The organism is Microvirga sp. P5_D2 (assembly GCF_054049475.1).
Map to the genome: position 1 here is coordinate 1 of NZ_JBFUMH010000178.1, position 10,465 is coordinate 10,465.

At 60.0% G+C, this 10,465-nt stretch carries 6 protein-coding genes and 2 pseudogenes; 4 read left to right on the forward strand and 4 right to left on the reverse strand.

Features of this window, described 5'->3' with window-relative positions; translation table 11 throughout:
- Positions 1 to 228 (reverse strand): annotated as a pseudogene (locus ACXJKO_RS26635) (histidine kinase); the annotation flags it as partial.
- Between the two features lie 382 nt (positions 229 to 610).
- Between ACXJKO_RS26635 and ACXJKO_RS26640 the strand changes: the two are divergent.
- Positions 611 to 1,951: an adenylate/guanylate cyclase domain-containing protein gene (locus ACXJKO_RS26640; RefSeq protein WP_457094066.1), complete on the forward strand. Its 1,341-nt coding sequence runs from the start codon at positions 611 to 613 to the stop codon at positions 1,949 to 1,951.
- Positions 1,952 to 2,184: 233 nt separating this feature from the next.
- Here ACXJKO_RS26640 and ACXJKO_RS26645 read toward each other — a convergent pair whose 3' ends face one another.
- Together ACXJKO_RS26645 and ACXJKO_RS26650 are read right to left on the reverse strand one after the other, a co-directional pair.
- Positions 2,185 to 2,481 (reverse strand): hypothetical protein, encoded by a 297-nt coding sequence (locus ACXJKO_RS26645; RefSeq protein WP_457094067.1) that lies wholly within the window; start codon positions 2,479 to 2,481, stop codon positions 2,185 to 2,187.
- Positions 2,482 to 2,648: 167 nt separating this feature from the next.
- Entirely contained in the window at positions 2,649 to 3,326 is a 678-nt protein-coding gene (locus tag ACXJKO_RS26650) for a phytochelatin synthase family protein (RefSeq protein ID WP_457094068.1), read from the reverse strand.
- Positions 3,327 to 4,103: 777 nt separating this feature from the next.
- Between ACXJKO_RS26650 and ACXJKO_RS26655 the strand changes: the two genes are divergently transcribed.
- The 3 genes from ACXJKO_RS26655 (at position 4,104) to ACXJKO_RS26665 (ending at position 9,289) form a co-directional block, all read left to right on the forward strand.
- Positions 4,104 to 4,736, forward strand: coding sequence for a Crp/Fnr family transcriptional regulator (locus tag ACXJKO_RS26655; RefSeq protein ID WP_457094069.1), 633 nt, complete (start codon positions 4,104 to 4,106; stop codon positions 4,734 to 4,736).
- 726 nt (positions 4,737 to 5,462) lie between these two features.
- Positions 5,463 to 6,605 carry an N-methyl-L-tryptophan oxidase gene (solA, locus tag ACXJKO_RS26660; protein WP_457094070.1) on the forward strand — a complete coding sequence of 381 codons (1,143 nt, stop codon included), beginning with the start codon at positions 5,463 to 5,465 and terminating at the stop codon, positions 6,603 to 6,605.
- Positions 6,606 to 6,856: 251 nt separating this feature from the next.
- Positions 6,857 to 9,289, forward strand: a complete 2,433-nt coding sequence (locus ACXJKO_RS26665; RefSeq protein ID WP_457094071.1) for a type IA DNA topoisomerase — start codon at positions 6,857 to 6,859, stop codon at positions 9,287 to 9,289.
- A 234-nt stretch (positions 9,290 to 9,523) separates the two neighbouring features.
- On the opposite strand, the pseudogene ACXJKO_RS26670 reads toward ACXJKO_RS26665, so the two are convergent.
- Positions 9,524 to 10,465: pseudogene (locus ACXJKO_RS26670) on the reverse strand (hypothetical protein); the annotation flags it as partial.

Genomic DNA, 10,465 nt, shown 5'->3' on the forward strand with positions numbered 1-10,465 from the left:
GCTAAGCTCCAGAGCAACCTCGTGGCAGGGTCCATCCTTCAGCGTCGCATCGAGAATGGCCGTGTCGGGCGTCCCGCTCCGGAGCCATTCCAGGGCAGCGTCACAGGTGGTGAAGGGGCCTACCACTTCATAGCCTGCATCCTGCAAATCATCCTGGAGATTCAGCGCAATCAGGGCCTCATCCTCCAGGATGAGGACAAGCGGTCTTCCGTTAGCCTGTTTGGTCATCCGATAAGCCTTCGCCCATCCATCTTGAATCTATCCTGAACATGGGAGCTTGACGATTACTTATATTACGTTAGCCGCCCTCCCCCGGACCTGCCCACCGATGGTGCGGAAGCTGACGGTGGTCCAGGGTGGGAAGGACTGAGACGTATATCTCCTCCGAACCGCGCTTCTGAAGCTGTCCGCGCCCGCCTGCTGGGAATGGCATACAGGTCATTTGGCGTCAGTCAGGTCGGCTTTGTTGCACAGGAAATCGCGGCTACACTGCCGCCGAATGGTTGTGGCCCACATCGCCTTTTCGGACAATCTTCGGAATCCCGGCTGTTTGGGCGCTCAGCTGTTGTCGGCAAAGGCTCTGCCACGCCGGTGTTTGCAGGATCATGTAATGCAGCCCGAGACCCGCTATGCGAGAAGTGGCGATCTTCACGTTGCCTATCAGGTTTTTGGCGCGGGCTCCGTCGATCTCGTGCTCGTGCCTGGGTTCATCTCGAACGTGGAGGAGACTTGGGACAATCCGAGCGCAGGACGCTGGCTGGAGCGGCTCGGTCGATTTGCCCGTGTGATCGTGTTCGATAAGCGCGGGACAGGGCTTTCGGACCGGGCGGCGTCCGTGCCGACCCTCGACGAGCGAATGGATGATGCCAGAGCCGTGATGGACGCGGCTCAGTCCGAGTGTGCAGTTCTGCTTGGCATCTCAGAAGGAGGTTCGCTTGCCACTGTTTTCGCGGCGAGTCATCCAGACCGCTGCGCCTCCCTGATTCTCTATGGCGCATTCGCGAAGTTCTCTGACTGGTATCCGACTGAAGAGAAGCTGGCTGCGTTCTATCGCTACGTCGAGGAGAAATGGGGCACTGGGGAGAGCGCATGGAAATATGCTCCGTCTATGGCTGACGACGCGGGATTTAAGAAGATTTGGGCTCGCCACGAGCGCGTGGGCGCAACGCCTGCTTCCGCCAAAGCCCTCATGAGGATGAACCAGGAGATCGACATTTCCAGTGTGTTGAGCGCGATCCGCGTTCCGACGCTCGTGATCCATCGGACCGAGGACGCCGCAGTGAGTATCGAGGCGGGCCGCTACTTGGCCCAGCACATCCCCGGTGCGCGTCTGGCGGAATTCGTCGGGGCGGATCACCTCCCGTATATTGGCGAGACCGCAGACGACATCGCCGATGAGATCCAAGAATTCGTGACTGGTTCCCGGCCCGATGTAGAGCCGGATCGCATTCTTGCTACAGTGTTGCTAACGGATATCGTGGATTCAACCAAGCAAGCATCGGACCTTGGTGATCGCCGCTGGCGTAGACTGCTGGACCAGCACGATGACCTCGTGCGCCAGGAAATCTCCCGATTTCGAGGGCGGGAAGTGAAGTCACTTGGCGATGGATTTCTTGCTACATTCGACGGGCCTGCGCGGGCAGTTCGGTGCGCGGCGGCTATCATCGGCGGGGCGCACTCCCTTGGCTTGCAAATCCGCTGTGGCCTGCACACTGGTGAGATCGAGTTAAAGGGCCAGGACATTGCCGGAATTGCGGTTCACATCGCAGCCCGTATCGCGGCCCAAGCTCAGGGTGATCAGGTGCTTGTGTCGAGCACAGTCCGCGACCTTGTTGCGGGCTCCGGACTCCGCTTTGTTGACGAGGGCGCTCGTTCCTTAAAGGGGATTTTCGACGAGGTTCGGGTGTTCTCCATTGCCCCGAACGATGGGCAGAGTGCCGGAAGCATTTGAGTAGACTGAGATCACCATGGCAAAGAACCCTTGGATGTGCCTCTGGTTGAGTGGGGCGAACACCTGGGCAGGTGCTGCCCGTGGTTTCTGGACCGCAGAGATGCACCGTCAGCAGAAAGCTATGCTGAACGAGATGACACGGCCAACAGTCCGACTTGCCAGCAAAACCCAGTCAGCCAAGAAAGCTTCGACGGGTGCGAGGCGGAAGTCTCAACGCTGATCCAGAGTTGGGCTCATTTCTGAACGTCCGCAGCCTCAGCCCCCTTCTTGCCCTCAACCAAACGATTCACGAGATCCTCCGGCCCAACGGTCATGCGTGAGAACTTCTTCAACCCGTTTTCCTCGACCCCATAGTCAACAAGCCCTGGACCGACCTCGACGATGATTAATAGGGCATTCGCGCGGACGTACACGACAGTACCCCGACGCCCGTCTGGTAGATCAATTCCGTCGAGTTCCTGCATTGGAAACTCGCCTCGGGTGTCGCGCAGCCACTGATGCGGTGCCGCTGTCTGTCCAGACAACAGCATGACCCTATGCCGGGCACGGGCTTATAGATTTCGGGTTACCAGCCGCCTTCCCTCGGACCTCCCTCCAACGAGACGCAAGGTCACGCTGATCAAGGCGAGCAAAGATAAAGCGACGATTCCAGCCTGACTGTTCTCTGGTTGTCGTCCTGGCATATCAAATCCGCTGGTTAATTTCCCGCAGCTACCAGAACGAAACCCCGCGTCCGATTTTCATTGTCTGAATCGGGTGTGTTCATGGCCGCGTAGAGTTCATCGGCTCTCACCCAAACTGGCGGATATTTGTATCGCGAGACATCAAGGACGAGAAAGCGATCTGTTTCCGCATCGTAGGCTGCCAAGGGTGAAATGTGTCCTCCACGCTCCTGCCCTATCGCCCGTCGCAGGTAGTTTACGATCACATACTGGTTGGGCGTGTTGAGGGCTTCGGTCGCAAGCTTTCGGAACGCGTCCAGACTGGTGTCGGCGGCATGGCGCACATCAGCTTTGATTGAGTAAGCAGTGAGCAGCTTCCCGATCTGGTCGAGCGTCATTCCGATCTTTGCCAGGACCTCCTTCGGCAAAACCTTCTCAGTGTCGTTGTTAAGGAGGTTGTCTTGTGTGAAGGTCTTGAACGGCTCGAACTCCGGTGTGATCGGGGCCGAGACGCCGAGGGCGTTGAGAACCATGACGAGGCTCGCGACCCCACAGTAGGCTTGGTTCTTCTGCGTTACGAACTGAATGCTGAGTGGCCAATACGCCCGATTCGCCTCGCTCTCCAGCAGCAGGTGGGCACCCTGCTCGCTGTTCAGGCTGATCAGAGGCTCTGGCAGCGGCAGTGTCTCGGCGGAAAGGTGCCCTGTGGCCAAGCACAGGCTGAGCAGAACATGCCGCGAACAACATCGCAGTCCGTAATAGCGTCTGTCTCATTAGTTTGTGCCGGCGAGAGCCTAGGCCGGTGTTCCTCGATCCAGATTACCGTGCGCACTATGATTGTACCAGATCGGCCTTTACTGGAGATCAGCAACTCTCGCCTGCGACGAGATGAATAGGATCACAAACGCCCGCGCGCGCAGAAGTATCCGGATGAAGCGCTCGGCCTTGCCACTGGTGTCGTGCGGGTATGGCGGATCCCGAGCAGCCGCAGCGCCTTGCGGAAGAGCCGCGCGACAGAGCCTCCTCAGGTATCGGTCATCACTCGCTCAACTTGGATGCCGCAGACTCTAAATCAGCGGAGAGTCCGCACCAAGAAGGCCGTGATCGCGGCGGCTCTCATCGGGCGTCTTCTCGACATAGGCCAGTCAGGTGGCGTCATCGATGGCCCCATGAAAGCAATCGTACCTCGCGCCGGCATTGGAACGACTCTCACGCGCACTCCACTTGAGGATGCTTTTTGGCCTGCAGTGTCCTGCAAACCCCGAAACCGCATCGCCAGGTTATTTCCTCTTTGCTCAGCGTTCTGGTGCAGCCTTAGTCATCACCAATTCGTGATGAGACTGCGGCATTTTGTCGGATAAATTTATTTACCCACAGGAGCGTCGCAGCCCATCTTGGCACACAGTCGACTACAGGGCCATCGGACTAATCGGCTCCTCGCCGCTCTGGAGCCCGCAGACTTTGCCACGCTGGAACCACACCTTGAGATCGTGGACTTGCCGCGCGGCGCTGTACTTTACGAGGCTGGCGATATCATTCGATATACCTACTTCCCGCACGATGTCATCATCTCCCTTGTGGAAGTCATGGAGGACGGACGTGTGGTGGAAGTGGCGCTGTTCGGGCGGGAGGGGCTAGTAGGTCTTCTGAGCGCCTTCATCAGCCGTGAAGCCCTCGGACGCTATGTGGTGTTAGTGTCGGGCACTGCCTCACGAATTCCGATTGAGCAGATGCTCAGGACCCTCGTATTGCGCTCTCGGATGCGGCGGCTGCTGGCCGCTTTCAACGAGGCATTGCTCGCCCAAGTGCTTCACACCGCAGCCTGTAATGCTCTTCACCCGGTCGAGGCCCGGTGCTGCCGCTGGCTTCTCAACACCCATGACCGGATGGATCAGGATACTTTGCCGTTGACCCATGAAAAACTGGCCGAAATGCTTGGGGTCCAACGCTCCACGGTCAGTACCACTTTGCGTGCCCTTCAAACCGCCGGCCTGATTGAACAACACCGCGGCGGCATCGTCGTAACCGACCGCGCTGGTCTGGAACAGGCCACCTGCGAGTGCTACCACAAAATCCGCCTCCGCGTTGAGAAGGTGCTCCCCGGTACCTATGAGCCATCCTGATCCGACGGCCAGCTGTACCTACCGCCTGATCTCAGCTCGGAAATGGTTTGCCATCGTGCATGTAACGGCGAGCGGTGGCGCCTCTAGTGGATGATGGCGCGTTCCTATACCCCGACCATCGCTCATGCCATAAGGAATCCGGCCTACACCGAATGGCAAGCGAACGTCTTTTCATCAAGACCAACGAGCTTCCCACGGAACTGGACGATCTCAGCCATGGTGTTGGTCGAAAGCTTGTATCCGAGATAGCAGTTCGGATTGATGCGGCGGAAGCCCTGTCATCGCGGGTGTGAACGGACGGTTCAGAGGAGCCGATCTCTGCCCCTTCTGACCGGGGCGGGCGTCGACCACGTTGCAAGGCCATAGCCTGTTGAGCCGAAACACGGGCGCGCGTCCTTGAAGCTGTTTCAGATAGATGCGCCTTAGCGAAGTCGAGTTTTCGGCCTAACAGCGAGGAGCATCAATGGTTGCTCCGGTGGTACGGGAGGGCAGTCGATGAACAGCGCAGAACTAGAAGCAGCAAGCCCTTTCGGGAAGGTTGCCGCCTCTGCGACAACCTTTCAGACTAAGGTCGAACACCATCCACAGCGCTCTGAGTCACCTATCAAATGGCCGCATCCATTTCACCCATCACCATGACGCGCTCAATGGACAGGACGGTTGCGCCGAGTTCTTGAACGGATAAGCTCATTGGAGCAAGAACATATCCTTGGCGGGACATCCGGCATGAAATCATTCGACACTATCGTGATCGGTATTGGCGGCATGGGCTCTGCTGCCCTCTGGCACTTGGCTCGCCGTGGCCAAAAGGTGCTGGGCATCGAACGTTTTGATCTCGGGCACGGCATGGGCTCTTCACATGGGCTGAACCGCATCATCCGTCTCGCCTATTTCGAGCACCCCAACTATGTGCCCCTCCTCCGGCGCGCCTACGAGCTATGGCGGGAAGCCGAGCAGCTAACGAAAGAGCAACTCCTCTTTGTCACCGGTGGAATCGATGCGGGCGCGGAAGACAGCCGGATCGTTCAGGGTGCGTTGACGGCGTGCCGGGAGCATGAGCTCCCCCACGAAGTGCTGACGGCGCGTGCAACCCAGCAGCGGTTCCCCGGCTATAGGCTTCCCGACAATTATGCCGTCGTGTATCAGCCGGATGCTGGATTTGTAGCATCGGAACGCGCCATCCTCGCGCACGCCTCCCTTGCCGTTGCAGCAGGAGCGGAGATCCACGCCCGTGAGAAAGTCGTTGCCATCGAGCCTGCGAATGGACGGGTCGTCGTCGCAACGGATCGGAACCGATACGAGGCCGGGAAGATCGTGGTTTCGACGGGAGGGTGGATTTCCGATCTCATTCCCGCACTGAAGACCAAGGCTGTGCCGGAACGACAGGTTCTGGGCTGGTTCCTGCCGCAGAAGCCAGACCTCTTCAGGCCGGAGATTTTCCCGGTTTCGAACATCCTGAGCGAGGTCGGCCACTTCTACCAATTTCCGACCTGGGGCATCCCCGGCTTTAAGATTGGGCTGTATCACCATTTCCATGAAACCGGCCACGCGGACGAACTCTCCCGTGAGCCAACGCCCGCCGACGAGGAGGCTCTTCGGAAGGGGATCAGGCACATGTTCCCGGATGCCGATGGGCCAACGCTGCGGCTCGCAGCCTGCCTGTTCACCAACACTCCGGACGAGCACTTCGTGATCGACACCCTTCCGGGAGCACCCGAGGTCGTCGTCGCATCTCCCTGCTCTGGGCATGGCTTCAAGTTCGCCACTGTGGTCGGGGAGGCATTGGCCGATCTTGCCACAAACGGAAGCAGCAAACTCGATCTCTCGTTGTTCAATATGAAACGGCTTGAGGAGGATGAAACGGCTTGATCGTGTTGGGACGAAGGTGCTCAGCTAAGGATTGCCGCTTGTCCATTTCTCGGGCCCATCGGCGGTCGTGTGGCAACAACCACCTTCAGACTTTCGGACGGGATGAATAGCGTCTCAGATTTCACAGCCAGGCTTTGCCCGGCCTCCATTGACAGCGGCGCGCCTGTAAGTAATGTTCCCTTTTGGTTCTTCATGGCAGGGCTCGTCGCCGCGCTTCGAGCTGTGGATCGCAATCGGACTGCATGACGGCTATGACGGCTCAATCGGCATCGCGCACGCTTTTCTTCTTCGAGAAGCCCTCGGCCATGCGCCAGCTGCAGCGGTTCTTCAAATCGCCGACGACCATCTGCGTCTCCGCCGAGGGGCACCTCCTCTCTGCGGAGGAGCCCGGCCATGTGCGGGAGGAATGGAAGCCATGGCGCTTTGATACCCTCCCCATCGTGCTTGAGCGTATCCCGGTCACTTACGGCACCAATCGCTCCGGTCAGTCGCACAAGCCCAAGATCGAAGCGATCAGGCAGGCCCTCCAGGGTGTCGAGCGCGTCATCATCGCCACCGATCCGGGCCGGGAAGGCTCGATGATCGCGTGGGAGGTGCTTGAACATCTCGGCTATCGGGGTCGGGTGGACCGGTTGAAGCTCGGCGCTCTCGACGAGATCTCGATCAGACGCGCCTTTGCCGCAATGGCCAAAGAGCCGGCCTCGGGTGAGCGGGACTACGCGGCTTATCTTGAGGCCTTGTGTCGCCAATATGAGGATTATCATCTCGGCCTCAACGGCACCCGCGCCATTTCCCTGCGGTTGCGACCGCCTGCATTCCGGGAGCCCTGGCGCTTTGGCGGCGTGCAGACGCCAACACTTGCGATCTTAGCGGACCTGGAAAAGCGCATCCGCGACTTCATCCCGCAGGATTATTACAGGATTGCTCTGGCCGTCACGATAAACAGCGGCGCCGAGATCACTCTTTGGCATGCCCCGAAGGACAAGATCCTCGACAAACAGGTTGCCGAGACGATCCGGCAGGCGGCCGCTTCCTGGTCAGGTCCCCTTGGGGTCGCGCAGAAGGATGTGCGCCGCTCGCCCCCTCGCCTGTTCTCCAAAGACACCCTCGCCCGCCGCTGCGCCAAGCGGTTCGGATGGGATCCGCCGCATACGGCCAAACTGGCACAGGATCTCTACGACCAAGGATACCTGACCTATCCCCGCACCGAGTCCGAGCATCTGCCCGAAAGCCAGACCGGTGATGCCAGCGTGGTGATCGGCAGCGTCGTTGAGATCTTGCCCGATCTCGCGAGCCTCGTGCCAACCGCGGATGACCTCGTCATCCGCAAGGGCACCAAGGGCCACTACGTGAAGGACCCGGGCGAGCATCATGCCATTGTGCCGCTGCGAAAGGTGCCCCAGCCTGGAAGCATCAGCGCAGATCATCTTCGCCTCTGGGAGTTGGTCGCCAAGAGCTTCCTGGCGGCCCACCTGCCGGACGGCATCGACGCGCGGACCACGGTCACTGCCCAGGTGGCGACACCGCTTGGGCCAAAGCGGTTCTCGATCAGCGGCAGCGTGATCAAATCCCCCGGCTGGCGTGCCATCTACGGCGCGGAGGCTGACGAGGACAATGAAGCTGTTCCAGGCAAGGCCAAGCCGGACGATGAGCCCACGACAGGACGCCTGGCGCCGATCTTGGACAACGAGCCCGGGACAGCAACGGGGGCCCGGATCGAGACGGCCAAGACCGAGGCGCCGCGTCGGATCACCCGCGGCGAGTTGCCGGTGGTGATGGGCCGCCTCGTCGATCAGGTCGAAGACCCGGTGCTTAAGGCTGCACTGGAGAATCCGGCAAATCCCAATGAGCCCAAGGGCCTCGGGACCGCGGCAACCCGGGACACGATCCTGCCGAAGCTCCAGAAGAGCCAATATGTCGAACTCCTCAGGGGCAAAGACCCGCCGATTCAGGTGACGGAGGTCGGGCTTGCGTTCATTTCCGCCGTCCGGCGTGTCTTTCCCTCCTACGGTGACCCGGTTGGCCGCGCGATGTTCGAGGCTGATCTGGCTGAGATCGGGCGCGCCTCGACACGAGCCGAGGCGATGGGCAGAGCCAAGGTTTATCAGGAGCGGACCCGCACGCGGGTCAAAGAACTGATCGAGACGATTGGGCAATCGGGCGCTGTGGTTCTTGATCCGAAGCATCTTCCGACGCCTTCGACAGGGGATGGGAAGCCCCCAACAAAGGCGATGATTGCCTTCGCGACATCGATTGCCGCGCAGCGTGGCTTGAAGCTGCCCCGCGGGCTCAAAAGCAATAGCGCGACCTGCCGGGCCTTCCTGGACCAGCACGCGCCACCACGTTCGCCTGAGGCGGGAAAGCCGGCACCGCAGACGGGCCCTCGCCCTCCAAGCGAGGCGATGGTGCGCTTTGCCCGGTCGCTCGCGGAGCAGCAAGGAATCGAGTGCCCACCAGCAGTGCTCGCCGGTTTTGCGGCTTGCCGAGCCTTTCTCGACGAGCATTCACGAAACACGCCGCACACTCGGCCTCAGCAGCCGGCAGTCGCTTCAAGGAGCCACCGACCGGCTGCCTCGACTGGAAGTAGCCCAAACAGGCCTGCAAGGAAGTCTCTGCCGGCAGGAGCCAAAGCTCCTCATCCACGCACACGGCGAAATGCTGGAGGTCTCGGCATAGACGAATAGCCTCAAGCGGCCTGCGCAGACGTGCCGACCTGTTCCAGTGCAGGAGCCGGGCTTGCCGGGCCGCGCTTCGACTCCTCACACATCTATCAGGCGTTCGCCGTCCAAACCGCGTGCCGAAGCCTTGAGGCTGATGCGAGAACTCCCATAGGTTCAGTTACATTTATGTCTGAACGCTCACAAGCCCAGGAGGTTTTAGCCAAGGAGCCCGGGAAAGCAGTCTCCGCGGCTTGCGGTTTACTGCGTCACTCTCTTCGCTGGTTGTTGCCGCTCTTCAGCTGCCGGCTCTTCTCCTGCGGAACCGGAGGTTTCGCAGGAGCCTTTCAGCATGCCCGAGCTCTCAAGAGAGCGGGACAGGGCAAAAACGACCTCGTGAGCCTTGGACTGGTGGGATACGTCGGTGACCTGTTTGGCCTGATCCAGCATATCGAGGACCGCTTCAACCTGCGGACTCGAGCACGGCATCGCCGGAAGCGCAGGCAGACCATTGAGCGCAAGATGGCGCCACTCGTAAGCATATTCTCCGGTCACTTCAGGCCCGAACCAAGCTGCCGGGCGAAAGGCTTCTGCCTCCTGCTCGTCGCGAAACGCGACCGTGATGATGTCACATCTGTCGGGGTATATCACACGATCAAGCAGCATCTCCTGGCTGCCAGTGCTTTGGTCAGGCAGATAAACCCGCGTATAGGAGATCTGCCCGACGGAAAGCGCGAACAGCGCCTCGCCATGGATCTGCGGGACCAGGGCTGGTTCTTCGACCGTCTCTCCCGATGGCCCAAGGACCGGGATGACGAGGTAGCACTGATCCGCCTCCGACCGGACAAACTGGTTCCGACCAGGCTGAGCCGACAGATATCCCTCGATGATCTGCCGATCAAAGCCGCGTTCTCTGACGATAAGGCGAGCCAGCGAGGGATCAAGAAGAAAACGGCGTGCAGTTTTCATGGTTAGACCCTTCTGAAACAGGATGAGAATTGTCAGCCTGGAGTTGTTTAGAAGTCGTAAACCGAAGCGCTGCCCCGACGAGGGGGCTATCGACAGCCAACCCTGGTTCATGAAAAAGGCCCCGGAGTGTCCTCCGGGGCCCTCTTTGCTGAGTGCTGTGTGGGTGGACTTAGAAGTCCATGCCGCCCATGCCACCCATGYCGCCGCCGGGCATGGCCGGAGCGCCGCTTTCGC